This is a genomic window from Pseudomonas sp. 43mfcvi1.1, assembly GCF_900115935.1.
Classification (GTDB): domain Bacteria; phylum Pseudomonadota; class Gammaproteobacteria; order Pseudomonadales; family Pseudomonadaceae; genus Aquipseudomonas; species Aquipseudomonas bijieensis.
This window is the reverse complement of the sequence record NZ_UETT01000014.1, coordinates 91,724-115,398: the sequence shown is the minus strand read 5'-3', so window position 1 is coordinate 115,398 and position 23,675 is coordinate 91,724. Positions and strand designations below refer to the sequence as shown.

Below are 23,675 nucleotides of genomic sequence, written 5' to 3'. Positions count from 1 at the left end.
GCCAATTTCTCGCCGCCGGGTCCTTGCTCAGTGCTGCGGCGGCTTTCTGGCCGCGGCTGTCCCTTGCCTCTACTCATCCAGAAGGAAATCCGATGAACGCCGATCTGATTCTGTTCAATGGCCAGTTCCATACCGTCGACCGTGAAAAGCCCCACGCCAGTGCGGTCGCCATCAGCCAGGGGCGTTTCGTCGCGGTAGGGACCGACGCCGAGGCCATGGCCCTGCGCGGCAGCGGCACCCAGGTCATCGATCTCAAGGGCCGCACCGTCATCCCCGGGCTCAACGACTCGCACCTGCACCTGATCCGCGGTGGCCTGAACTACAACCTCGAACTGCGCTGGGAAGGCGTGCCGTCCCTGGCCGATGCCTTGCGCATGCTCAAGGACCAGGCCGACCGCACACCGACGCCGCAATGGGTGCGCGTGGTGGGCGGCTGGAACGAATTCCAGTTCGCCGAAAAACGCATGCCGACCCTGGAAGAACTCAACCAGGCGGCTCCCGACACCCCGGTGTTCGTCTTGCATCTGTATGACCGCGCCTTGCTCAACCGTGCCGCGCTGCGGGTGGCCGGCTACACCCGTGACACGCCGAACCCGCCAGGCGGTGAGATCGTGCGTGACAGCAAGGGTGAGCCCACCGGCATGCTGGTGGCACGGCCTAACGCGATGATCCTTTATTCGACGCTGGCCAAAGGGCCGAAGCTGCCGCTGGAATATCAGGTCAACTCCACGCGCCAGTTCATGCGTGAACTCAATCGCCTGGGCCTGACCAGTGCCATCGATGCCGGCGGCGGTTTCCAGAACTACCCGGACGACTACGCGGTGATCGAACAATTGGCCCGCGAGCAGCAGTTGACGGTGCGCATCGCCTACAACCTGTTCACTCAGAAGCCCAAGGAAGAACTCAGCGACTTCAAGAACTGGACCGGCAGCGTCAAGTTGCATCAGGGCGACGATTTCCTGCGGCACAACGGCGCCGGGGAAATGCTGGTGTTCTCGGCGGCGGATTTCGAGGACTTCCTCGAGCCGCGTCCGGACCTGCCGCCGGGCATGGAGCAGGACCTGGAGCCGGTGGTCCGGCATCTGGTGGAGCAGCGCTGGCCATTCCGTTTGCACGCCACTTATGACGAATCCATCAGCCGCATGCTCGACGTGTTCGAGAAGGTCAACCGCGACATTCCGTTCAATGGCCTGCCGTGGTTCTTCGACCACGCCGAGACCATCACGCCGAAGAACATCGAGCGCGTGCGGGCGCTGGGCGGTGGTATCGCGATCCAGGATCGCATGGCCTTCCAGGGTGAATACTTCGTCGACCGCTACGGCGCCAAGGCCGCCGAAGCCACTCCGCCGATCAAGCGCATGCTCGCCGAGGGCGTGCCGGTGGGTGCCGGCACCGACGCTACCCGGGTGTCGAGCTATAACCCTTGGACCTCACTGTACTGGATGGTCAGCGGCCGCACCGTCGGCGGCCTCTCGTTGCACGAAGAAGGCCTGCCGCGCCTGACCGCGCTGGAACTGTTCACCCATGGCAGCGCCTGGTTCTCCTCGGAGCAGGGCAAGAAAGGCCAGATCAAGGTTGGCCAACTGGCGGACCTGGCGGCCCTGAGCGCGGACTTCTTCAGCGTCGAGGAAGAAGCCATCAAGTGGATCGAGTCGGTGCTGACCGTGGTGGACGGCAAGGTGGTGTACGCCGCCGGCGACTTCGAAAAACTCGGCCCGGCCAGCGTCCCGGTGCTGCCGGACTGGTCCCCGGTGGTCAAGGTCCCGGGCCATTGGCGCCCGACTTCCCCGTTGCAGGCGCAGGTTCACCAGTGCAGCGGTCCGTGCACGGTGCACGCCCACAGTCATGAACGGGCGCGGCTGTCGAACGTGCCGGTCAGCGATTTCCAAGGTTTCTGGGGCGCGTTTGGCTGCTCCTGTTTTGCCTTCTGACTGACACAACACATCCCTTGTGGGAGCGAGCCTGCTCGCGATGGCGGTGGAACATTCAACATCGCCGTCGCCTGACACTCCGCTATCGCGAGCAGGCTCGCTCCCACAGGTTTCGTAACATCCATCCCAAAGGAGTCATCCCATGAGCAACGTTCCCGCCTACAACCGTCTGAACAAAGACGACGCGGTCGTCCTGCTGGTCGATCACCAGACCGGCCTGATTTCCCTGGTCCAGGACTTCTCGCCGAACGAGTTCAAGAACAACGTATTGGCTTTGGCCGACCTGGCGAAGTTCTTCGAACTGCCGACCATCCTGACCACCAGCTTCGAAAAAGGTCCCAACGGCCCGATCGTGCCGGAACTCAAGGAAATGTTCCCGGACGCGCCGTACATCCCGCGTCCAGGCCAGATCAATGCCTGGGACAACGAAGATTTCGTCAAGGCGATCAAGGCCACCGGCCGCAAGCAACTGATCATCGCCGGCGTGGTGACCGATGTCTGCGTGGCGTTCCCGACCCTATCGGCACTGGCCGAAGGTTTCGATGTATTCGTCGTCACCGACGCCTCGGGCACATTCAACGAAACCGTGCAACAGGCCGCCTGGGTGCGCATGACCGCTGCCGGCGCGCAGATGATGAACTGGTTCTCGGTGGCCTGTGAGCTGCACCGCGACTGGCGCAACGACATCGAAGGCCTGGGCAACCTGTTGTCCCAGCGCATTCCGAACTACCGTAACCTGATGAACAGCTACTCGGCGCTGACGGCCAAGTAAGCATGGCGGTTACTGCTGGACGACGCCCGCCTTGTGCGGGCGTTTTTGTGCCAGCCATCAACGTTTCGGCAAACTGATCTGCCGTCATCGCGAGCAGGCTCGCTCCCACAATGTCATCGAGTGTTCTCGGGCTCCATGTTCACCACGAACCCCTTGTGGGAGCGAGCCTGCTCGCGATGACAGCAGCACATGCGACACCTTCCCAACCTGTCTCATCCCAACCACAATGCCCAACAGTTCACCTTGACTGTCCACCCTGGAATGACAATGAACCCCTTCGAAGAAATGCGCATCTTTGCCCAGGTCATGGAGTCGGGCAGTTTCACCGCTGCGGCGGACAAGCTGGGGCTGTCGAAGCAGTTCGTCAGTCGCAAGCTCATGGAGCTGGAGCAGCGCCTGGGCGTGCGCCTGCTCAATCGCTCGACCCGCCGGCTCGACGTGACGCCCCTGGGCCAGCGCTACTACGAAGCGGCACTGCGCCTGCTCAATGAAGTCGAACAAGTGGAGCAGGGCATCAGCGGCCAAACCAGCGAGCCTCGCGGCACCATCCGCCTCAGCGCGCCGCTGTCCTTCGCCATGGCGCACCTGGGCAGCTTGTTGCCGTTGTTTCTGCAACGCTATCCGGGCGTCAGCGTCGAGGTGGACCTGAGCGACCGCTCGGTGGACCTGTTGGGGGAGGGCTATGACCTGGCGCTGCGCATCGGTGTGCTTGAGGATTCGACGCTGATTGCCCGGCGCATCGCCACCATCGAACGGGTGTATTGCGCCAGCCCGACCTACCTGGCACAACGAGGCACACCCGTGCGGCCCGAAGACCTGCGCAACCACGACTGTTTGCCCTATGGTCACAGCCGCCAGGTGCAGTGGCGTTTCGTGGGCGCTGGCAAACTACTGACCTTGGAGGTCACAGGGCGCATGCGCGCCAATAACGGTGATTTGCTCAGGGACGCGGCCATTGCCGGCATGGGCATCACCTATCTGCCGACGTTCATCCTGGGCGATGCCTTGAAGGATGGGCGACTCGTCCAGGTCTTGAAAGGCTTCGAGACCGAACCGTTGGCGCTGTCGGCGGTATATCCCCAGCACCGACAAAGTGCACGCCCGGTGCAGGCGTTGGTGGAATTCTTGCGTGAACAAATGCAGTAAAGCGCCGCGACGCATTCAGCCGTCCCATGACGGCTGAAGCATCCACGGCGCTTCGATCAGGCGGCGAGGTTGGCGCTACTCAGTTCTTTCTTGTACTGCGCTTTCATGGTTTCCATGTCTGCACCCAGGGCATCGAGTTTTGCCTTGCCCAGCAGTTTTTTCGCGAGGGGGAACATTTCTTTTTCTTCTTCCTCGATGTGGTGCTCAAGCAGTTCCTTGACCACTTTCACTCGACCGGCGAATTCCGGTTGGGTTGGATCGGTGGTTTTCAGATCCGGTAGCACCAGCGAGTCGACGGTACGGTGCTCTTCCTTGGCTTCGTAGTACATCTCGGCCTCGTCCTTGCCCCCTGCCTGCTTGAAAGCCGGGTAAAGAATTTCTTCTTCCAGGCGTGTATGGATGGAAATTTCCATTTCCAGTTTCGCCAACAGGTCAGTGCGTTTTTTCACGGCACGGTCGGTCGACTCGCTCAGTTGAGTCAGGATGGCTTTGACGCGTTCATGGTCGGCTTTCAACAGGTCGATGGCGTTCATAGTAGCTCCAGGCAATTCACGGTTACGGGTTGGCTTCAAGCGCCAACGCCGTGTAAGAGGTAAATTGCATCAGCCGTGCCAGTTGGGCCTTAATAAAAAGTTGTTTAAAAACAATTGGTTGAATTTGTCGCTGGTTTTATGTTCGTGCAAGCTGCAAGAGGCTGGGGAAAACGCCTTGCACTTTGCGCTATGGCTAAACGCTTGCAATCAGTTGCCGGACCCGTGTGGCAATCGCCAGGCAGGAGGTCAGCCCTGGCGATTCAATCCCGAACAGGTTGATCAATCCCGGAACCTGATGTTCGGCTGGGCTGCTGATGAGAAAGTCACGGGCAGGCTCGCCCGGGCCGGAGATTTTCGGACGCAGGCCGCTATAGCTCGGTTGCAGGCTCTGGTCCGGCAGGTCTGGCCAGTAATTGCGGATCGCCGGGTAGAAGGCTTCGGCCCGGGCCGGGTCGACTCGGTAGTCTTCGCGCTCGACCCATTCGACATCGGGGCCGAAACGCGCCTGGCCCGCCAGGTCCAGGGTCATATGGATGCCCAGGCCGGCGGCTTCCGGCGCGGGGTAGACCAGGTGTCGGAACGGCGCCCGTCCGGCCAGGCTGAAGTAGTTGCCCTTGCAGAGGTGGTCGTCGGGCACCGTTTGCGGCGCCAGGCCGTCGATGCGGCGGGCGAGGGCGGGTGCCTGTAGGCCGGCGGCGTTGATCAGTCGGCGGCAGGACAGGCTCATCTGCGCCGTGCCGCCCAATTCCAGCAGAAAGCCATCGGCACTGATCCGTGCGCTCGACAGAGGCGTATGAAACGCGAGAGTCGCCCCGGCCGCTTCGGCGTCACCCTGCAAGGCCAACATCAAGGCGTGGGAATCGACGATACCGGTGGAGGGCGAATACAGCGCGGCGACGCACGCCAGGGCGGGCTCCAGTTCCAGCGCCTGTTGCCGATCGAGCAAGCGCAGGTCGTCCACGCCATTGGCCAGGCCTCGTTCGAACAGGGCGTTGAGCCCGGCCTTCTGCGTCTCGTCCTTGGCAACGATCAACTTGCCGAGGCGGCGGGTCTCGACACCGTGGTGCTCACAATAGTCATACAACCTGTGCCGACCTTCGACGCACAACTGCGCCTTGAGGCTACCCGTTGGGTAATAGATGCCGGCATGAATGACTTCGGAGTTGCGCGAACTGATGCCCATGCCGATGGCTTCACCCGCCTCGATCAGCAGCACCTCGTGACCGGCCCGGGCCATCTCCCGAGCCACGGCAAGCCCGACAACGCCAGCACCCACGACCACGCATTCAAAATCGACTTTCAACCGCATCTCTCCTTCAACACGTGCCTGTTGGCTGGTCTCAAGGATAGCCCTGCTGGAGCATTTGGACGTCATGTCGCCTGGATGGATTCCACGTTGCTCGGTGCGCAGGGCTTTGTTTTCAGCAAAAAAAAGCCCGTATCTTGCGATACGGGCTTTTTCGATTGGCTACAGCGTCCAGGCGATCAGCCCGTCAGGCCTGCCTGCTGGACCAGGGTCAGCAACGGCTGCGGGTACACACCGAGGAAGAACGCCAACACGGCGATGGCCAGCAGCATCACGCCGCCTGCCTTTTGCTCCCAGTGCAACTCGGCATCGTGGCGACGCAGGTTCGGTTCCATCAGGTACAGGGTGACCATGACGCGCAGGTAGTAGAACACGCCGATGGCACTGCCCAGCACCAGGGAGCCGACCAGCCACCATTGGTGAGCCTCGACGCCGGTGGCGATGATATAGAACTTGCCGATGAAGCCGGCGGTCAGCGGGATACCGGCCAGGGACAGCATCATCACGGTCAGCACGGCGGTCAGGTACGGACGGCGCCAGAACAGGCCGCGATATTCGTACAGGGCATCAGCGTCGCGGCCGTTGTACGGCGAGGACATCAGGGTGATCACGCCGAAGGCGCCGAGGCTGGTGATCACGTAGGTGACCAGGTACACGCCGATGGCTTCCACGGCCAGGCCCTTGCTGGCGATCAGAGCGATCAGCAGGTAACCGAAGTGAGCGATGGACGAGTAACCGAGCAGACGCTTGAGGTTGCTTTGGGTCAGTGCCAGCAGGTTACCGAACAGGATCGACGCGATGGCGATGATGGTCAGTACGTTGCTCAGCACACCGCTGCTGGCCACTGGCGAGATCTGGAACAGCCGCACCATCACCGCGAACACCGCCACTTTCGACGCGGTGGCCAGGAACGCCGCCACCGGCGCCGGGGCGCCTTCGTAGACGTCCGGGGTCCAGAGGTGGAACGGTACCAGCGACAGCTTGAACGCCAGGCCGATCAGCATCATGCCCAGGCCCAGTTGTGCGATCGGGCTAGGCAGGCCGGTGGCCGCCAGGGCCTGGCCGATGCCGACGAAGTTCAGGGTGCCGGCTTCGGCGTAGAGCAGGGCCATGCCGAACAACAGGAACGCGGAACCGGCCGCCGACAGCACCATGTACTTGATGCCGGCTTCCAGGGAGCGCTTGTTGAAGAAGGCGTAGGCCACCAGGCCGTAGACCGGTACCGACAGCAGTTCCAGGCCGATGAACAGGCTGGCCAGGTGCTGCGCGCTGACCAGGACCAGGCCACCGGCGGCGGCCATCAGGATCAGCAGGTACAGTTCTTCGCGGTTGCCCGGGTAACCCGAGCCGCCATCGCCGAGGTAGGCGTGGGCGAGGGTGACACAGGCCAGGGTGGCGACCAGGATCAACGCCATGTACAGGCAGGCGAAGCTGTCGATCTGCATCAACGGCGTGACCGCCAGGGGCGCGACTTTCAGGGCCGGCAGAATCGACAGCAGGGCCAGGTTCAGCCCCGCCACCGACAGCAGGAAGGTCTGTGAGTGATTGCGGCGCCAGGCGATTGCCAGCATCACCACGATGATCGTGGCGCTGGTGATCAACAGCGGCGCAAGCGCGATAAAGTGTTGAATCGTGAATTCCATAGCGCTCTTACCGGGCCGAAGCGAGTTGAGAGAAGGCGGTGCCGAGCCACTGCTGCACGCCATGCATGGTGGCGGCAGAGGTGTCGAGGAACGGCTGCGGGGAAACGCCGAGGTAAACCAGCAGCACCGCAAGGCCGAGCACCATGATCAGTTCGCGACCGTCCATGCCGCGCAGCACTTCGTCCGACTTGGACGGGCCGAAGTAGGCGCGGTGGATCATGATCAGCGAGTAGACCGAACCGAACACCAGGCCGGACGTCGCGATGGCGGTGATCCATGGCGCACTGGCGAAGGTGCCGATCAGGATCAGGAACTCGCCGACGAAGTTGCCGGTGCCCGGCAGGCCCAGGGACGCGGCCGCGAAGAACAGGCTGATGGCCGGCAGGTAGGCGATACGCGACCAGATGCCGCCCATCTCACGCATGTCCCGAGTGTGCAGACGCTCGTACAACTGACCGCTGAGGATAAACAGTGCGGCGGCCGACAGGCCGTGAGCCAACATCTGGATCACCGCGCCTTGCAGGGCCAACTGGCTGCCGGAGTAGATCCCGATCAGTACGAAGCCCATGTGCGAAACGCTGGAGAAGGCGATCAGGCGCTTGATGTCGGTCTGGGCGAAGGCCAGGAATGCACCGTAGAAAATCCCGATCAGGCCCAGGGTCATGGCAATCGGTGCGAACTCCGCCGAGGCGTTGGGGAACAACGGCAGGGCAAAGCGCAGCAGGCCATAGGCCGCGGTCTTGAGCAAGATACCCGCCAGGTCCACGGAACCTGCGGTCGGTGCCTGGGCGTGGGCGTCCGGCAGCCAGGAGTGGAACGGCACCACCGGCAGCTTCACCGCGAAGGCGATGAAGAAGCCCAGCATCAGCACGTACTCGGTGGTCTTGGACATCTGCACTTTCAACAGGTCGGCGTAGTTGAAGGTAATCACGCCGGTGTTGTTGAAGTTGACCAGCACCAGGCCAAGGATCGCCACCAACATGATCAGGCCGGACGCCTGGGTGAAGATGAAGAACTTGGTCGCCGCGTAGATCCGGGTTTTCTTGCCGTCCGAAGAACTGTGACCCCAGAGCGCGATGAGGAAGTACATCGGCACCAGCATCATTTCCCAGAAGAAGAAAAACATGAACAGGTCCAGCGCCAGGAACACGCCGACGACACCGCCCAGGATCCACATCAGGTTCAGGTGGAAGAAACCGACGTGGCGCTGGATCTCTTTCCAGGAGCAGAGGACCGAGAGGATACCCAGCAGGCCGGTCAGCAGGATCATCAGCAGCGACAGGCCGTCGAGGGCCAGGTGCACGCTGATGCCGAAGCGCGCGATCCAGGCGTGCTTGAATTCAAGCGCCCAGGTCGGATCGGCGCCAGGGGCCGGAGCGAATGAATAGTCGCCGGTCGCCCACAGCCAGAGGCCGAGCGCGAGTTCCAGGGACATGGTCAGCAGCGCAATCCAGCGCGGGAGCGTGGAGCTGGAGCGCTCCGCGATCCAGCACAGCAGGCCGCCGATGAAGGGGATCAGGATTAGCCAGGGCAGAATCATGACGGGCTCGTTTCCTTTCGCAAGTTCGCAAGGTTCATATCAGACCGCTACCAGCACGATGGCGCCGATAACCAGCACGGCGCCAGCCGCCATGGAAGCCGCATACCAACGCAGTTGACCGGTCTCGGTACGGCTCAGGGCAGTGTGGCCGCCCTTGGCCATGCGCGGGATCAGGCCAATGGTCTGGTCGAGCGGGTCTTTGCGCAGAATGTGGCTGATCGCAAGGTATGGCTTGACGAACAGTTTGTCGTAGATCCAGTCGAAGCCCCAGGCGGCGAACCACCAGGCCGAAAGGAAACGCCCGATGCCGCTGTTGGCGATGGCCGTGACGAAACGACGCTTGCCCAGGAACAGCAGGGCGGCCAGCAGGATACCCGCCAGGGCGATGGCGCCCGAGGCGATTTCCAGGCTGTGCTTGGCTTCGCCGCCGGCATGGCCGACGCTTTGCGGCAGCACATCGGCCAGCGGTGGGGTGATCATGGCGCCGACGAAGGTCGACAGCACGATCAGTACCGACAGTGGCAGCCAGTGGGCAATGCCGTGGCCGGCGTGGGCTTCGGTCTTGGCCTCACCGTGGAACGCGATGAAGATCAGGCGGAAGGTGTACAGCGAGGTCATGAACGCACCCACCAGGCCGGCATAGAGCAGGCCTTGGTTACCGCTGGCGAACGCTTCCCAGAGGATCTCGTCCTTGGAATAGAAACCGGCGGTGACCAGTGGCAGGGCCGCCAGGGCCGCGCCGCCGACGATGAAGCTGGCGTAGGCCAGCGGCAGTTTCTTCCACAGGCCGCCCATCTTGAAGATGTTCTGCTCGTGGTGGCAGGCAACGATCACCGCACCGGAAGCAAGGAACAGCAGCGCCTTGAAGAAGGCGTGGGTCATCAGGTGGAAGATCGCGCCTTCCCAGGCACCGACACCCAGGGCCAGGAACATGTAGCCGATCTGGCTCATGGTCGAGTAGGCGAGGATACGCTTGATGTCGGTCTGTACCAGCGCGGCGAAACCGGCCAATACCAGGGTCACGCCGCCGACGATGCCGACCAGGTGCAGGATGTCCGGCGCCAGGGCGAACAGGCCGTGGGTACGGGCGATCAGGTAGACACCGGCGGTGACCATGGTCGCGGCGTGGATCAGTGCCGAGACCGGGGTAGGGCCGGCCATCGCGTCTGCCAACCAGGTTTGCAGCGGCAGTTGCGCGGATTTACCGACGGCACCGCCCAGCAGCATCAGGGTCGCCAGGACGATCCAGAAGTCACCGACCTTGAAGTGTTCCGGCGCCTTGACCAGCAGTTCCTGGATGTTAAGCGTGCCCAGTTGCTGGAACAGGATGAACAGGCCGATGGCCATGAACACGTCGCCGATCCGGGTCACGATGAACGCCTTGAGTGCGGCATTCCCGTTGTTGCGGTTGCTGTAGTAGAAACCGATCAACAGGTACGAGCACAGGCCCACGCCTTCCCAGCCGAAGTACAGGAACAGCAGGTTATCGCCGAGCACCAGGAACAGCATGCTGGCGATGAACAGGTTGGTGTAGGCGAAGAAGCGCGAATAACCGGCTTCACCGCGCATGTACCAGGAGGCGAACAGGTGGATCAGGAAACCCACGCCGACCACCACGCCGAGCATGGTGAGGGACAGGCCGTCCAGATAGAGGGCGAAGTTCGGCGTGAAGCCTTCCACCGCCATCCAGCGCCACAGCACCTGCACGAACACACCGCCTTCGGGCGGGGCGACGTTGAATTGCCAGATCACGTAGGCCGTGACGATGGCAGACAGGCCGATGGAACCCACGCCAACCAGCGCCGAAAGGTTTTCCGACCAGCGTCCACGAGAGAACGACAGCAGCAGGAAACCGATGAGGGGGAATACGAAAGTCAGAAAGAGTAGGTTCATCCGCGCATCTCGCTGGCAGCGTCGATATCGAGAGTGTGGAAGCGGCGATACAGCTGCAACAGGATCGCCAGGCCGATACTGGCCTCGGCGGCTGCCAGGCTGATCACCAGGATGAACATGATCTGTCCATCCGGCTGCGCCCAGCGAGCGCCCGCGACGATGAAGGCCAGGGCGGAGGCATTCATCATGACCTCCAGGCTCATCAGCACGAACAGAATGTTGCGGCGGACCATCAGGCCGACCAGACCGAGGCAGAACAGGATGCCGGCAACCGCCAGACCATGCTCGAGAGGGATAGCAGGCATGTGATTACTCCTTCGCCTCGTTACGGCCCAAATGGAACGCCGTGACGGCTGCGGCAAGCAGCAGCATCGAGGCGAGTTCGACCACCAGCAGGTACGGACCGAACAGGCTGATGCCCACGGCCTTGGCGCCTACGGTGGTGTGGCCGATGGCCTGGCCGCTCTGGTGAGCGAACAGCACATACAGCAGTTCACCCAGCAGCAGGGCGGACAGGATCACCGGTCCCGCCCAGATGCCGGGCTTGAGCCAGGAGCGTTCCTGCTGGACCGCGGCCGGGCCGAGGTTGAGCATCATCACCACGAACACGAACAGCACCATGATGGCGCCGGCGTAGGCGATCACTTCCAGGGCACCGGCGAACGGCGCGCCGAGGGCGAAGAAGGTCATGGCCACGGCGATCAGCGAAATGATCAGGTAGAGCAGGGCGTGCACGGGGTTGGTGTTGGTGACCACGCGAAGCGTGGACACCACTGCAATACCCGATGCGAAATAGAAAGCGAATTCCATCTTTCTTCCTTAAGGCAGCAAGCTCTTCACGTTGATCGGTTCGGCTTCGTTCTGCGCGGCGCCTTTTGGCTTACCGGCAATGGCCATACCTGCAACACGATAGAAGTTGTAATCAGGGTTTTTACCGGGACCGGAAATCAGCAGATCTTCTTTCTCGTACACCAGGTCCTGACGTTTGAACTCGGCCATTTCGAAATCCGGCGTGAGCTGGATCGCGGTGGTCGGGCAGGCTTCCTCGCAGAGGCCGCAGAAAATGCAGCGCGAGAAGTTGATGCGGAAGAAGTCCGGGTACCAGCGACCGTCTTCGGTTTCAGCTTTCTGCAGCGAGATGCAACCCACCGGGCATGCCACGGCGCACAGGTTGCAGGCTACGCAGCGTTCTTCGCCGTCGGGGTCGCGGGTCAGGACGATACGGCCACGGTAACGCGGCGCCAGGTAGACCGGCTCCTCCGGGTATTGCAGGGTGTCGCGCTTGCGAAAGCCATGGCCGAAGATCATGACCAGGCTTCGCAGTTGGGTACCGGTACCCTTAACGATGTCGCCAATATATTTGAACATGGGTCAAATCCTCACTGAACCGCGGCCGCAGGCGCGTTCATCAAAACGATCGCAGCGGTCACCAGCATGTTGATCAGGGTCAGCGGCAGGCAGAATTTCCAGCTGAAGTCCATCACCTGGTCGTAGCGTGGGCGCGGGATCGAGGCGCGCAGCAGGACGAACAGCATGATGAAGAACGCGGTCTTCAGGGCGAACCAGACGAAGGACAGTTGCGGCAGGATGCCGAACGGACCGTGCCAGCCACCGAAGAACAATGTCACCAGCAATGCCGAGATCAGGATGATGCCGATGTACTCACCGACGAAGAACATGCCCCATTTCATGCCGGCATATTCAATGTGGTAACCGTCGGCCAGTTCCTGTTCCGCTTCCGGTTGGTCGAAGGGGTGACGGTGAGTCACGGCCACGCCAGCGATGAAGAAGGTGCAGAAACCGAAGAACTGCGGAATGATGAACCACAGGTTCTGGGCCTGGTACTCGACGATGTCGCGCATGTTGAACGAACCGGCCTGGATCACGATGCCCATGAGCGCCAGGCCCATGAACACTTCGTAGGACACGGTCTGGGCCGAGGCCCGCAGGCTGCCCAGCAGGGCGAACTTGTTGTTGCTCGACCAGCCGGCGAACAGCACCGCATACACCGACAGGCCGGCCATGGCGAAGAAGAACAGCAGGCCGATGTTCAGGTCCGCCACGCCCCAGGTCGGGGTGATCGGGATGATCGCGAAGGCGATCAGCAAGGCGCTCATGGCCACGACCGGTGCCAGGGTGAAGATCACCTTGTCGGCAAACGGCGGCGTCCAGTCTTCCTTGAAGAACATCTTGATCATGTCGGCGGCGATCTGGAACATGCCGAACGGGCCGACGCGGTTCGGACCGTAGCGGTCCTGCCACCAGCCCAGCAGGCGACGTTCGACGAAGCTCAGCAACGCGCCGCAGACCACCACGGCCAGCAGGATCACGATGGCCTTGAGGACCGTCAGGATCACAGCGATCACTTCAGGGGTGAACCAGCTCATTGCGCTGCCTCCTGCAGACCGTCGACGGTTTTGCCGAATATCGCCGGTGGGATACCCGCCAGGCCAGCTGGCAGGGCCACCAGGCCGGCGCCCAGTTCTTCATTGATGCGCAGCGGCAGGCGCAGGGTCTGGCCGGCCACGTTCAGGCTCAGCAGGGCGCCATCGTTGACACCCAGGCGGTCGGCTTCGGACTTGGCCAGCGATACGTAGGCGGCTGGGATGCGTTCCTGCACCGGCGCGGCCTTGGAAGAGTTCTCTTCGCTGCCGAACAGGTGATGGAACGGCACGACCTGCCAGGTACCCGGTGCCGGGTTGAAGGCGCGCGGCACGCTGGCGAACCAGCTCAGGCCATCGCCCTGACTCTCGATCAGGCGTGTGCCCGGGTCGCCGGCACGCAGGTGACCGCCGACTTCGTCCTGGAACTTGTTCCAGGCTTGCGGCGAGTTCCAGCCCGGCGACCAGGCGAATGGCACCTGGGAGCGCGGCTCGGTCGAACCCGAGTAGCCTTCCATGGAGAACGAGAACGCAGTGTCCTTGTCCTGGGAGGTACGCGGCTCATGCACGCTGATGTTCGCGCGCATGGCGGTGCGACCGCTGTAGCGCAGCGGTTCGCGCGCCAGCTTCAGGCCTTTGATGCGGAACGAGGCCGACGGTGCGGCATCGACGATCCGGGCCAGTTGCGGGTTGCTCTCGGCGCAGGCGGCGGTGGCATGGTCCAGTTGCGTCCAGTCCACCGGCTGGTTCAGCAGGGTCGAGCGCAGGGCATGCAACCAGCGCCAGCCTTCGTGAACCAGGATGCTGGCGTCCAGGTAAGTCGGGTCGAATACCTGGAAGAAGCGCTGGGCGCGGCCTTCCTGGCTGACCAGCGTACCGTCGCCTTCGGCGAAGCTCGCCGCCGGCAGCACCAGGTGGGCGCGGTCGGTGGTGGCGGTTTTCTGATGGTCGGCGACGATCAGCACTTTCGCGGCGTTCAGGGCGGCGTCCACCCGAGCTTTGTCAGTGCGGGTGTACAGGTCGTTTTCCAGTACCACGATGGCGTCGGCGCTGCCGTCGATCACCGCTTGCAGCGCTGCGTCCACCGATTCGCCACCGAGCATGGCCAGGCCGAGGCTGTTGGCTTCCGGCACGATCAGGCTGATGGAACCGTTCTTCTCCCGCAGCTTCAAGGCCTTGGCGATGTTGGCGGCGGCTTCGATCAAGGCCTTGGAACCCAGGGAGGTGCCGGCGATGATCAGTGGGCGCTTGGCCGCCAGCAGGGCGTCGGCGATGCGCTGGGCCAGGGCGGCCGCTTCGCTGTCCAGGCCGTCGACGGCCGGAGCGCTGGTGTCCAGGGCGTGGGCCACGGCGAAACCGATGCGCGCCAGGTCGTCAGGGGCGGCGTGGACGCATTCTTCGGCGACGTCGTCGAGCTTGGTTTCGGCGAGGCTGGCGATGAACAGCGGGTTCAATGCGTGCTGGCCGATGTTCTTCACGGCGGCGTCGAGCCATGGCTGTACGCGCATGGCGTCGGCCATGTCTTCAGCCTTGCCCTTGACCGACTGGCGCAGGGCCAGGGCCATGCGCGCGGCGGTCTGGGTCAGGTCTTCGCCAAGGACGAACACTGCGTCGTGGTCTTCGATGTCGCGCATCGTCGGCACCGGCAGCGGGCTGTCCTTGAGCACTTGCAGGACCAGGCGGATGCGTTCCAGCTCGCCGGCCTCGATGCCACTGTAGAAGTGCTCGGCGCCGACCAGTTCACGCAGGGCGTAGTTGCTTTCCAGGCTGGCCCGTGGCGAGCCGATGCCGACGATGTTGCGTCCGCGCAGCAGTTCGGCGGCCTTGTCCAGCGCTTCGTCCAGGCTCAGTTTGGCGCCGCCCGCCAGCAGTGGCTGGCGTGGACGATCCTTGCGGTTGACGTAGCCATAGCCGAAACGGCCACGGTCGCACAGGAAGTACTGGTTCACCGAACCGTTGAAGCGGTTCTCGATGCGACGCAGTTCACCGTAGCGCTCGCCCGGAGAAATGTTGCAACCGCTGGAGCAGCCATGGCAGATGCTCGGCGAGAATTGCATGTCCCACTTGCGGTTGTAGCGTTCGGAGTGGGTCTTGTCGGTGAATACACCGGTCGGGCAGACCTCGGTGAGGTTGCCGGAGAACTCGCTTTCCAGGGTGCCGTCTTCAACGCGACCGAAGTACACGTTGTCGTGGGCACCGAATACGCCCAGGTCGGTGCCGCCGGCGTAGTCCTTGTAGAAACGCACGCAGCGATAGCAGGCGATGCAGCGGTTCATCTCGTGGGAGATGAACGGGCCGAGGTCCTGGTTCTGGTGGGTGCGCTTGGTGAAGCGATAACGGCGCTCGTTGTGGCCGGTCATCACCGTCATGTCTTGCAGGTGGCAGTGACCGCCTTCTTCACAGACCGGGCAGTCGTGAGGGTGGTTGGTCATCAGCCATTCGACGACGCTGGCGCGAAACACTTTCGCTTCTTCGTCGTCGATGGAGATCCAACTGCCGTCGGTGGCGGGGGTCATGCAGGACATGACGATCCGACCACGCTTGTCGTTTTCGTCGGTGTACTGCTTGACCGCGCATTGGCGACAGGCGCCTACGCTGCCAAGGGCGGGGTGCCAGCAGAAATAAGGGATGTCGAGGCCCAGGGACAGACATGCCTGTAACAGGTTGTCTGCGCCATCGACTTCGAGCTCTTTGCCGTCTACGTGGATAGTGGCCATGGTTCAAAGTTCTTCGTTGGCCCGGTGTCAGCGGGCGTGGCTAATGGAATCTTGTTATTCGTCCGAATCCAAACAGCCTGGGTAAAAGGCGTCATCGGACGAAAGGCGAAGGGCACGGACCCTTCGCCTTTTAAAGCGTCGTTACGCGCCGACCATGGTCGGCGTGACCACCTGGTTGAGATCGCCCGCGCGGGTTGGCGCGATGCCGGCCTCGAATTCAGGGCGGAAGTATTTGATCGCGCTGCCCAACGGCTCCACGGCACCCGGTGCGTGAGCACAGAAGGTCTTGCCTGGGCCGAGGAAACCCACCAGACCCAGCAGGGTCTCGATGTCGCCGGCCTGGCCTTCGCCGTTTTCAATGGCCCGCAGCAGCTTGACGCTCCAGGGCAGGCCATCGCGGCAAGGGGTGCAGAAACCGCACGACTCACGGGAGAAGAACTCTTCCATGTTGCGCAGCAGGGACACCATGTTGACGCTGTCGTCCACCGCCATGGCCAGGCCGGTACCCATGCGGGTGCCCACCTTGGCGATGCCGCCGGCATACATTTGTGCGTCCAGGTGTTCCGGCAACAGGAAACCGGTACCGGCGCCGCCAGGCTGCCAGCACTTGAGCTTGTAGCCGTCGCGCATGCCGCCGGCGTAGTCCTCGAACAACTCGCGACCGGTAACGCCGAATGGCAGTTCCCACAAGCCAGGGTTCTTGACCTTGCCGGAGAAGCCCATGAGCTTGGTGCCCATGTCTTCGCTGCCGTCGCGGGCCAGGGATTTGTACCAGTCCACGCCGTCGGCGATGATCGCTGGCACGTTGCACAGGGTCTCGACGTTGTTCACGCAGGTCGGCTTGCCCCACACGCCGACGGCGGCAGGGAAGGGCGGCTTGGAGCGCGGGTTGGCGCGACGGCCTTCGAGGGAGTTGATCAGCGCGGTTTCTTCACCGCAGATGTAACGCCCGGCGCCGGTGTGGACGAACAGCTCGAAATCAAAACCTGAGCCCAGGATGTTCTTGCCCAGCAGGCCGGCAGCCTTGGCTTCTTCCACGGCACGGTTCAGGTGCTTGGCGGCGGTGGTGTATTCGCCGCGCAGGAAGATATAGCCACGGTAGGTCTTCAGCGCGCGGGCGCTGATCAGCATGCCTTCGATCAGCAGATGGGGCAGTTGCTCCATCAGCATGCGGTCTTTCCAGGTGTTGGGCTCCATTTCATCCGCATTGCACAGCAGGTAGCGGATGGTGATGGATTCGTCCTTGGGCATCAGGCCCCACTTCACGCCAGTGGGGAAGCCCGCGCCGCCACGGCCCTTGAGGCCGGAGTCTTTCACGGTCTGGACGATGTCGTCCGCAGCCATGTCGGCAAACGCCTTGCGCGCGGCGGCGTAGCCGTTCTTGGCCTGGTATTCGTCCAGCCACACCGCTTCGCCGTCGTCACGCAGACGCCAGGTCAGGGGATGGGTTTCGGCCGAGCGCTGGATGCGGTTGGCGGGCCCGAAGGAAGTCAGGGTCATACGTAGCCCTCCAGCAGTTTGGCGACGCCGTCAGGCTGGACGTCACCGAAGGTGTCGTCGTCGATCATCAGCGCTGGCGCCTTGTCGCAGTTGCCCAGGCAGCACACCGGCAGCAGGGTGAAGCGGCCGTCGGCGGTGGTCTGGCCCAGGCCGATGCCCAGCTTGCTCTGGATTTCGCTGACCACGGACTCGTGGCCGCCGATGTAGCAGACCATGCTGTCGCAGACGCGAATGATGTGGCGGCCTACTGGCTGGCGGAAGATCTGGCTATAGAAGGTGGCCACGCCCTCGACGTCGCTGGCCGGGATGCCGAGGATCTCGCCGATGGCGTAGAGCGCGCCATCGGGCACCCAGCCACGTTCCTTCTGGACGATCTTCAGGGCTTCGATCGACGCCGCGCGCGGGTCTTCGTAGTGATGCAGCTCGTGCTCGATGGCCGAGCGCTCGGTTTCGCTCAAGGCGAAACGGTCTGTCTGGATAAGCGTGCTGTTCATGCTTAGCGGTCCACGTCGGCCATAACGAAATCGATACTACCCAGGTACGCGATCAAGTCCGCGACCATGCTGCCTTTGATCACTGAAGGGATCTGCTGCAGGTGTGGGTAGCTTGGGGTGCGAATCCGGGTGCGGTAGCTCATGGTGCCGCCGTCGCTCGTCAGGTAATAACTGTTGATGCCCTTGGTCGCTTCGATCATCTGGAAGGATTCGTTGGCCGGCATGACCGGGCCCCACGAAACCTGCAGGAAGTGCGTGATCAGGGTCTCGATGTGTTGCAGCGTGCGCTCTTTGGGCGGCGGCGTGGTCAGCGGGTGGTCCGCCTTGTACGGGCCTTCCGGCATGTTGCGCAGGCACTGGTCGATGATCTTGATGCTCTGGCGCATTTCCTCGACGCGAACCATGCAGCGATCGTAGGCATCGCCATTGGCCGCCAGCGGTACTTCGAATTCGAAGTTTTCATAGCCGGAGTAAGGACGCGCCTTGCGCAGGTCGAAGTCGCAACCGGTGGACCGCAGGCCGGCACCGGTGACGCCCCATTCCAGGGCTTCCTTGGTGTTGTAGGCAGCGACGCCGATGGTACGACCCTTGAGAATGCTGTTCTGCAGGGCGGCCTTGGTGTATTCGTCCAGGCGCTTGGGCATCCACTCGACGAAGTCCTTGACCAGTTTCTCCCAGCCCCGCGGCAGGTCGTGGGCAACGCCACCGATGCGGTACCAGGCCGGGTGCAGGCGGAAACCGGTGATGGCTTCGATCACCGTGTAGGCTTTCTGGCGGTCGGTGAAGGTGAAGAACACCGGGGTCATGGCGCCGACGTCCTGGATATAGGTACCCAGGAACAGCAGGTGGCTGGTGATGCGGAAGAACTCGGCCATCATGATGCGGATGACGTCGACCTTCTCCGGGACCTTGATCCCGGCCAGTTTTTCCACCGACAGCACGTACGGCAGGTTGTTCATCACGCCGCCGAGGTAGTCGATACGGTCGGTGTACGGGATGAAGCTGTGCCAGGACTGGCGCTCGGCCATTTTTTCGGCACCACGGTGGTGGTAGCCGATGTCAGGCACGCAGTCGACGATCTCTTCGCCGTCCAGTTGCAGGATGATACGGAACGCACCGTGGGCCGAAGGGTGGTTCGGGCCGAGGTTGAGGAACATGTAGTCCTCGTTGGCACCCGAACGCTTCATGCCCCAGTCTTCAGGCTTGAAGCGCGCGGCTTCTTCCTCGAGCTGTTGCTTGGCCAGGGACAGGCTGAACGGGTCGAACTCGGTGGCGCGGGCCGGGAAGTCCTTGCGCAGCGGGTGACCTTCCCAGGTCGGCGGCATCATGATGCGCGACAGATGCGGGTGACCGGGGAAGTCGATCCCGAACATGTCCCACACTTCACGCTCGTACCAGTTGGCGTTCGGCCAGATGCCGGTCACGGTCGGCACGCTGAGGTCGCTCTCGGACAAGGCGACCTTGATCATTACGTCACTATTACGTTCGATCGACAGCAGGTGATAGAACACGGTGAAATCGACGCCGTCGGGCAGCCCTTGACGCTTGGTGCGCAGGCGCTCGTCCACGCCGTGCAGGTCATAGAGCATGACGTACGGCTTGGGCAGGTTGCGCAGGAAGGTCAGGACTTCGACGAGCTTGGCGCGGGCAACCCAAAGCACCGGCATGCCGGTGCGGGTCGGCTGGGCGGTGAACGCCTCGGGGCCAAAACGGTTGTTCAGTTCGACGACCACATCCTGGTCGTCTGCCTTGTAAGGCGGGATGTACAGAGCACTGCCTGTAGTCATGGTTATTTATCGCTTTCGGTCAACGTAAAGAATGAAGCCAGGTTCTCGTTTCTTATGCAGAGCAGAGCTGGATCAGACTTCGTCGGGGCTGCGCAGGTTGGTGACTGCGATACGCTGTTCGCGGCGCTGTTCCTTTTGCGATGGCATCTCGGCGCGATAGACGCCTTGATCGCCAACGACCCAGGACAGCGGGCGACGCTCCTGGCCAATCGACTCCTGCAACAGCATCAAGCCTTGCAGGAACGCTTCAGGGCGAGGGGGGCAGCCAGGCACGTAGACGTCCACGGGCAGGAACTTGTCCACCCCTTGAACAACGGAATAGATGTCGTACATGCCACCGGAGTTGGCGCACGAACCCATGGAGATGACCCACTTGGGTTCGAGCATTTGCTCGTAGAGGCGCTGGATGATCGGCGCCATCTTGATGAAGCAGGTACCGGCGATAACCATGAAATCCGCCTGGCGTGGCGATGCCCGGATAACCTCGGCGCCAAAGCGCGCGATGTCGTGGGGCGCCGTGAAGGCGGTGGTCATTTCCACGTAGCAGCACGAAAGGCCGAAGTTGTACGGCCACAGGGAGTTCTTGCGACCCCAGTTGACCGTGCTGTTCAGCACGTCTTCGAGCTTGCCCATGAAGATGTTTTTGTGGACTTGATCTTCTAACGGATCAGCGACGGTTTCCCGCTCGCCAATCGGATACTGCTCGTTAGGAGCATCGGGGTCGATCCTGGTGAGATTGTATTGCATTGCCAAAGCCTCATTGTTTCAGCTTCGCTTGCCGCTTGCGCCGAGCTTCCGGAGCCCAATCAAGTGCCCCCACCCGGTAAAGGTAGACAAGACCTGCCAACAGAATTGCTATGAAAACGAGAGCTTCGACGAATCCGGTCCAGCCGCTTTCGCGGACGGACACAGACCATGCAAAGAGAAAGAGGGCTTCGATATCGAAGATCACGAACAGCATCGCGACCAGATAGAATTTGGCTGAGAGCCGCAAGCGGGCGCCACCGGTAGGTAGCATGCCGGACTCGAACGGTTCATTTTTGCTGCGGCCCCAGGCTTTTGACCCAAGCAGGCTCGACACGCCGAGCATGAAAGCACACAGGCCAACGACGCCCAGAAGGAAAATGGCAAAGCCCCAGTTGTGGGCCATGAGTCCTGTCGCTTCGGACATGCTGGAAATCCTTAACAGAGAGCAAAGGTCTCTGAGCTTGAATGAAATAACGCAGTGACGATATGTCGCAGCAATCAATCGCGGTGATTTTATGGCTAAACACCGGGCAAGTAAAATTCCTATAGCGAAATTATTTATTGGAATAAGGACATAGCGCGCCCCCAAGACCCTGCAGCCCAGGCCCCATGGGCGTTGGCCGACTATTCATTAATAATATTTCGTGCGGAATGCAACAATGATAATGACTTCCAAATGATAATTGTTATTGTTTGTGGCGGCCTTTCTACGCTGCACTTAGTGCCGTGCCTGAGGGGCTGTCTTACATCGCCGCTACTGCAGTTGTCAGCGTCGGACGTTTTACTCCTTTTCGGACTGCCCAATACTGCGTTCGATCAATTTTTCTATCCGTGCGCCGAAGTTTTGTCGGGGAGGGCCCATGCAGGTCGGATCTGCATGGGGACTGCTCCTGTGGGAGTCAAGCTTGCCCGCGATCCCGGCAACGCGGTCCCGAGGCAGACTGCGTTCGCTCTTCGCGGACAAGCCTGACTCCCACAGTTGCAGGCTTGCTCTTACAGCGTAGGTCGCTTCAAAAAAAACGGGTGAAAAAAACCGGGTGCTCAGATCAATGTTGCTCAGTCGGCCCGCGCCTGTGGCCAGGGGATTTGCGCATTAAGCGACACCGTTTTTGCGAGCGAAAATTGGCACGAGATTGGCTTAAGGTCTTGAACGAGTGATATCAAATGGCTATCTTTGTGGTTCATTCATCTAATCATCTATATCAATGTTGGTTAGATTTCCGCTCCCTTCTTATATAGCCGCGTCAGTTTTCATCGTTCGCGGCTGATACCAAAGGAATGTCATGAACTCTCGGATCGCGAATATGAGCGTTATGCTCAAGCTGGCTTTGGGCTTTGCTGTTGTGCTGCTTTTGACCGCTATTGTCGCCGCGACCGGCTGGTTCAGCCTGGGGAAAATGATCGAGCGCACTGATCGAATGACCAGCATCACCGAGCTCGGCAACCGTCTCGATCACCTGCGCAGGGCGCGCTTGCAGTACCAGTTGGACAGGGGTGATGAACAAAAGGGTGCATTGATCCAGGCGTCGCTGGAGCAGTTCGTCACCCAGCAGAAAATCCTGGCAAAAGAGCTGAAGAAACCTGAAAACCTGAACAAACTTGCGCTGATCGAGCAGGCCAGCACGCAGTATCAAGTGGCACTGAATACGATGCGCGAGGCTTATCGCAATGACGCAGCCATGCGCAAGGAGATGGGCGTCAATGCGGTCAAGGGCGCCGCGCTGATTGCCCAGGTCATCACTGACGTAGAAGCGATGCCTGCCTCGGATGAGCGCTTTGACCTTTATAAGCTCATCCTCAAGGCCAAGGAGGACGTGGCGCTGGTGCGTTATGAAGTGCGTGGCTATACCGGCAACCCCAACAGCGCCACCGAACAAGCCGCCACCCGCCAGCTCGAAAATGCGTTCAAGAGCATCGAAACACTCAAGAGCGCTTTTGGTCCCACCTATACCGACACCATCAAGCAACTGGAAACCGCGTTGATTGCTTACCGCCGTTCGGTGCAGGACTTCACTGCCAGTAATCAGGCCATTGGCAGGGCCGTGCAGGACACCATCGATTTGGGCGAAACCATCACCCGCCTGACCGATGAAATGTATGCCAGCCAACTGGTCTCCCGTGACGAAGACAGCGCCCAGGCCCGCGTCCTGCAACTGAGCTGCACCGCCTTGGCGATGTTGCTGGGGATTTTTGCCGCCCTGATCATCACGCGCCAGATTACGCGGCCGTTGCAGGACACATTGGCTGTGGTCGATCGCATTGCCGCAGGGGACCTCACGCAACACATGATCGTGACTCGTCGTGATGAGCTGGGTGTCTTGCAGCAAGGTATCGAGCGCATGGGTACCACCTTGCGTGACCTGATCGGTGGTATCCGCGATGGCGTCACCCAAATCGCCAGTGCCGCCGAAGAGCTATCGGCTGTCACCGAGCAGACCAGTGCTGGGGTCAATAGCCAGAAAATCGAGACCGATCAGGTGGCGACCGCCATGCACGAAATGTCGGTCACCGTGCATGAAGTCGCGCGTAATGCCGAACAGGCTTGCGCAGCTGCATCAGAGGCCGATGCACAAGCCCGTATTGGCGACCAAGTGGTTGCGCAGGCCATCGTTCAGATCGAGCGCTTGGCCAGTGAGGTCGGGCGCTCGGTCGAAGCCATGAACGAGCTGGAGCAAGAAAGTGGGCGCATCGGCAAGATCATGGACGTGATCAGGGCGGTGGCTGAGCAGACCAACTTGCTGGCCCTTAACGCCGCCATTGAGGCTGCTCGCGCAGGTGACGCGGGGCGCGGTTTTGCCGTGGTCGCCGACGAAGTACGTGGGCTGGCCCAGCGTACCCAGCATTCCACCGAAGAGATTGAAAGCCTGGTAGCGGGTTTGCAGAACGGCACGCGCCAGGTATCGAGTATCATGCAAAACAGCCGTGAACTGACCGACAGCAGCGTGGAGTTGGCCTCCAAGGCCGGCACCTCCCTGGGCAATATCACCCAGGCGGTTTCTGGCATTCAGTCCATGAACCAGCAGATTGCCGCCGCCGCGGTGCAACAAAGCTCGGTGGCCGAGGAAATCAGCCGGAGTGTCCTGAACGTGCGCGATGTATCCGAACAGACCGCCTCGGCCAGCGAAGAAACCGCAGCCTCCAGCATCGAGCTGGCGCGCCTGGGTAACCAGTTGCAGCAGTTGGTCAGTCACTTCAAAGTGTGAAAGCTGGGCTTGACGATCACCGTTGCCGGGGAACAACAGGCGAAAAAAAGCCCCGAACCAGTCGGGGCGTCAGATCGTCGGC

The 23,675-nt window shown here is 61.6% G+C and carries 19 protein-coding genes and 1 pseudogene; 5 read left to right on the top strand and 15 right to left on the bottom strand.

The window, feature by feature from the left end; translation table 11 throughout:
• Nucleotides 1-92: 92 nt before the first annotated feature.
• The 3 genes from DTP52_RS23985 (at nucleotide 93) to DTP52_RS23970 (ending at nucleotide 3,849) form a co-directional block, all read left to right on the top strand.
• The gene (locus DTP52_RS23985; protein WP_109755566.1) at nucleotides 93-1,931 is read left to right on the top strand and encodes an amidohydrolase; all 1,839 of its coding nucleotides are present in this window, start codon (nucleotides 93-95) and stop codon (nucleotides 1,929-1,931) included.
• Nucleotides 1,932-2,073: 142 nt separating this feature from the next.
• Complete coding sequence (gene ycaC / locus DTP52_RS23975; RefSeq protein WP_003203400.1) at nucleotides 2,074-2,703, top strand: isochorismate family cysteine hydrolase YcaC; 630 nt, start codon at nucleotides 2,074-2,076, stop codon at nucleotides 2,701-2,703.
• A 267-nt stretch (nucleotides 2,704-2,970) separates the two neighbouring features.
• Nucleotides 2,971-3,849, top strand: a complete 879-nt coding sequence (locus DTP52_RS23970) for a LysR family transcriptional regulator (protein WP_109755565.1) — start codon at nucleotides 2,971-2,973, stop codon at nucleotides 3,847-3,849.
• Nucleotides 3,850-3,905: 56 nt separating this feature from the next.
• Here the strand turns inward: DTP52_RS23970 and DTP52_RS23965 are convergent, their stop codons facing one another.
• The 15 genes from DTP52_RS23965 to DTP52_RS23895 all read right to left on the bottom strand — a co-directional run bounded on the left by DTP52_RS23965 (nucleotide 3,906) and on the right by DTP52_RS23895 (nucleotide 20,814).
• Nucleotides 3,906-4,382: a hemerythrin domain-containing protein gene (locus DTP52_RS23965; protein WP_109755564.1), complete on the bottom strand. Its 477-nt coding sequence runs from the start codon at nucleotides 4,380-4,382 to the stop codon at nucleotides 3,906-3,908.
• A gap of 193 nt (nucleotides 4,383-4,575) precedes the next feature.
• Entirely contained in the window at nucleotides 4,576-5,685 is a 1,110-nt protein-coding gene (locus DTP52_RS23960; protein ID WP_109755640.1) for an NAD(P)/FAD-dependent oxidoreductase, read from the bottom strand.
• A gap of 182 nt (nucleotides 5,686-5,867) precedes the next feature.
• A complete protein-coding gene (gene nuoN / locus DTP52_RS23955) occupies nucleotides 5,868-7,331 on the bottom strand; it encodes an NADH-quinone oxidoreductase subunit NuoN (RefSeq protein ID WP_109755563.1) in 1,464 nt (487 codons plus the stop codon).
• Nucleotides 7,332-7,338: 7 nt separating this feature from the next.
• Nucleotides 7,339-8,871 (bottom strand): NADH-quinone oxidoreductase subunit M, encoded by a 1,533-nt coding sequence (nuoM, locus tag DTP52_RS23950; RefSeq protein WP_109755562.1) that lies wholly within the window; start codon nucleotides 8,869-8,871, stop codon nucleotides 7,339-7,341.
• Nucleotides 8,872-8,910: 39 nt separating this feature from the next.
• Nucleotides 8,911-10,764: an NADH-quinone oxidoreductase subunit L gene (gene nuoL, locus DTP52_RS23945; RefSeq protein WP_109755561.1), complete on the bottom strand. Its 1,854-nt coding sequence runs from the start codon at nucleotides 10,762-10,764 to the stop codon at nucleotides 8,911-8,913.
• A complete protein-coding gene (nuoK, locus tag DTP52_RS23940) occupies nucleotides 10,761-11,069 on the bottom strand; it encodes an NADH-quinone oxidoreductase subunit NuoK (RefSeq protein WP_003180046.1) in 309 nt (102 codons plus the stop codon). The genes nuoL and nuoK overlap by 4 nt, the downstream gene beginning before the upstream one ends.
• 4 nt (nucleotides 11,070-11,073) lie before the next feature.
• Nucleotides 11,074-11,574, bottom strand: coding sequence for an NADH-quinone oxidoreductase subunit J (gene nuoJ, locus DTP52_RS23935; RefSeq protein WP_003180049.1), 501 nt, complete (start codon nucleotides 11,572-11,574; stop codon nucleotides 11,074-11,076).
• Nucleotides 11,575-11,583: 9 nt separating this feature from the next.
• Nucleotides 11,584-12,132 carry an NADH-quinone oxidoreductase subunit NuoI gene (gene nuoI / locus DTP52_RS23930; protein WP_003180051.1) on the bottom strand — a complete coding sequence of 183 codons (549 nt, stop codon included), beginning with the start codon at nucleotides 12,130-12,132 and terminating at the stop codon, nucleotides 11,584-11,586.
• A gap of 11 nt (nucleotides 12,133-12,143) precedes the next feature.
• Nucleotides 12,144-13,151: an NADH-quinone oxidoreductase subunit NuoH gene (gene nuoH, locus DTP52_RS23925; RefSeq protein WP_025212983.1), complete on the bottom strand. Its 1,008-nt coding sequence runs from the start codon at nucleotides 13,149-13,151 to the stop codon at nucleotides 12,144-12,146.
• Nucleotides 13,148-15,862, bottom strand: a complete 2,715-nt coding sequence (nuoG, locus tag DTP52_RS23920; RefSeq protein ID WP_109755560.1) for an NADH-quinone oxidoreductase subunit NuoG — start codon at nucleotides 15,860-15,862, stop codon at nucleotides 13,148-13,150. The genes nuoH and nuoG overlap by 4 nt, the downstream gene beginning before the upstream one ends.
• A 141-nt stretch (nucleotides 15,863-16,003) precedes the next feature.
• The gene (gene nuoF, locus DTP52_RS23915; RefSeq protein WP_109755559.1) at nucleotides 16,004-17,362 is read right to left on the bottom strand and encodes an NADH-quinone oxidoreductase subunit NuoF; all 1,359 of its coding nucleotides are present in this window, start codon (nucleotides 17,360-17,362) and stop codon (nucleotides 16,004-16,006) included.
• A complete protein-coding gene (gene nuoE, locus DTP52_RS23910; RefSeq protein ID WP_109755558.1) occupies nucleotides 17,359-17,856 on the bottom strand; it encodes an NADH-quinone oxidoreductase subunit NuoE in 498 nt (165 codons plus the stop codon). The genes nuoF and nuoE overlap by 4 nt, the downstream gene beginning before the upstream one ends.
• 2 nt (nucleotides 17,857-17,858) lie before the next feature.
• A complete protein-coding gene (nuoC, locus tag DTP52_RS23905; protein ID WP_063320475.1) occupies nucleotides 17,859-19,643 on the bottom strand; it encodes an NADH-quinone oxidoreductase subunit C/D in 1,785 nt (594 codons plus the stop codon).
• A 72-nt stretch (nucleotides 19,644-19,715) separates the two neighbouring features.
• Nucleotides 19,716-20,390 carry an NADH-quinone oxidoreductase subunit B family protein gene (locus DTP52_RS23900; protein ID WP_003180065.1) on the bottom strand — a complete coding sequence of 225 codons (675 nt, stop codon included), beginning with the start codon at nucleotides 20,388-20,390 and terminating at the stop codon, nucleotides 19,716-19,718.
• 10 nt (nucleotides 20,391-20,400) lie between these two features.
• Entirely contained in the window at nucleotides 20,401-20,814 is a 414-nt protein-coding gene (locus tag DTP52_RS23895) for an NADH-quinone oxidoreductase subunit A (RefSeq protein ID WP_003203367.1), read from the bottom strand.
• Between the two features lie 859 nt (nucleotides 20,815-21,673).
• Here DTP52_RS23895 and DTP52_RS31740 point away from each other — a divergent pair.
• Together DTP52_RS31740 and DTP52_RS31735 are read left to right on the top strand one after the other, a co-directional pair.
• Nucleotides 21,674-22,690: pseudogene (locus DTP52_RS31740) on the top strand (methyl-accepting chemotaxis protein); the annotation flags it as partial.
• Nucleotides 22,676-23,593, top strand: a complete 918-nt coding sequence (locus DTP52_RS31735; protein ID WP_370873823.1) for a methyl-accepting chemotaxis protein — start codon at nucleotides 22,676-22,678, stop codon at nucleotides 23,591-23,593. The pseudogene DTP52_RS31740 and the gene DTP52_RS31735, both read left to right, overlap by 15 nt.
• Nucleotides 23,594-23,675: the final 82 nt, after the last annotated feature.

Excerpts from the sequence above, each read along its gene's own strand:
- DTP52_RS23985 (WP_109755566.1), top strand. The coding sequence starts at position 93 with ATGAACGCCGATCTGATTCTGTTCAATGGCCAGTTCCATACCGTCGAC.
- ycaC (WP_003203400.1), top strand. The coding sequence starts at position 2,074 with ATGAGCAACGTTCCCGCCTACAACCGTCTGAACAAAGACGACGCGGTC.
- DTP52_RS23970 (WP_109755565.1), top strand. The coding sequence starts at position 2,971 with ATGAACCCCTTCGAAGAAATGCGCATCTTTGCCCAGGTCATGGAGTCG.
- DTP52_RS23965 (WP_109755564.1), bottom strand. The coding sequence starts at position 4,382 with ATGAACGCCATCGACCTGTTGAAAGCCGACCATGAACGCGTCAAAGCC.
- nuoN (WP_109755563.1), bottom strand. The coding sequence starts at position 7,331 with ATGGAATTCACGATTCAACACTTTATCGCGCTTGCGCCGCTGTTGATC.
- nuoM (WP_109755562.1), bottom strand. The coding sequence starts at position 8,871 with ATGATTCTGCCCTGGCTAATCCTGATCCCCTTCATCGGCGGCCTGCTG.
- nuoL (WP_109755561.1), bottom strand. The coding sequence starts at position 10,764 with ATGAACCTACTCTTTCTGACTTTCGTATTCCCCCTCATCGGTTTCCTG.
- nuoK (WP_003180046.1), bottom strand. The coding sequence starts at position 11,069 with ATGCCTGCTATCCCTCTCGAGCATGGTCTGGCGGTTGCCGGCATCCTG.
- nuoJ (WP_003180049.1), bottom strand. The coding sequence starts at position 11,574 with ATGGAATTCGCTTTCTATTTCGCATCGGGTATTGCAGTGGTGTCCACG.
- nuoI (WP_003180051.1), bottom strand. The coding sequence starts at position 12,132 with ATGTTCAAATATATTGGCGACATCGTTAAGGGTACCGGTACCCAACTG.
- nuoH (WP_025212983.1), bottom strand. The coding sequence starts at position 13,151 with ATGAGCTGGTTCACCCCTGAAGTGATCGCTGTGATCCTGACGGTCCTC.
- nuoG (WP_109755560.1), bottom strand. The coding sequence starts at position 15,862 with ATGGCCACTATCCACGTAGACGGCAAAGAGCTCGAAGTCGATGGCGCA.
- nuoF (WP_109755559.1), bottom strand. The coding sequence starts at position 17,362 with ATGACCCTGACTTCCTTCGGGCCCGCCAACCGCATCCAGCGCTCGGCC.
- nuoE (WP_109755558.1), bottom strand. The coding sequence starts at position 17,856 with ATGAACAGCACGCTTATCCAGACAGACCGTTTCGCCTTGAGCGAAACC.
- nuoC (WP_063320475.1), bottom strand. The coding sequence starts at position 19,643 with ATGACTACAGGCAGTGCTCTGTACATCCCGCCTTACAAGGCAGACGAC.
- DTP52_RS23900 (WP_003180065.1), bottom strand. The coding sequence starts at position 20,390 with ATGCAATACAATCTCACCAGGATCGACCCCGATGCTCCTAACGAGCAG.
- DTP52_RS23895 (WP_003203367.1), bottom strand. The coding sequence starts at position 20,814 with ATGTCCGAAGCGACAGGACTCATGGCCCACAACTGGGGCTTTGCCATT.
- DTP52_RS31735 (WP_370873823.1), top strand. The coding sequence starts at position 22,676 with ATGATCGTGACTCGTCGTGATGAGCTGGGTGTCTTGCAGCAAGGTATC.